Raw genomic sequence first — 350 nt, 5'->3', positions numbered from 1 at the left:
CCTGATGCCAAAACACTCTGGCTGTTCCGTGAGCGCCTGACGCAGGTGGGAGCGATCGAGGGTCTGTTCAACCGTTTTGACGCGACCCTGCGGCACGCCGGCTATCTGCCGATGTCGGGCCAGATCCTGGATGCAACGCTGGTGGCGGCTCCAAAGCAGCGCAACACGAACGCCGAGAAAGCCGATCTCCGGGCAGGCCGTATTCCCGAAGACTGGCAGGACAAGCCGTCACAGCTGTCTCACAAGGCTAGCCATTCGCGCTGGACGCTGAAGTTCACGAAAGCGAAGCGGCAGGACGATGGAACCATGCCGTCGAGTGATCTCGCTATCCCATTCTTTGGCTACAAAAG

1 pseudogene is annotated in these 350 nt (G+C 60.0%); it reads left to right on the top strand.

Annotated elements, in window-relative coordinates:
• Positions 1 to 350, top strand: a pseudogene (locus KP705_RS19820) (IS5/IS1182 family transposase); the annotation flags it as partial.

Source organism: Gluconobacter sp. P1D12_c, from assembly GCF_018812105.1.
Taxonomy (GTDB): Bacteria; Pseudomonadota; Alphaproteobacteria; order Acetobacterales; family Acetobacteraceae; genus Gluconobacter; species Gluconobacter oxydans_A.
This window is presented reverse-complemented; position numbering and strand designations above follow the sequence as displayed.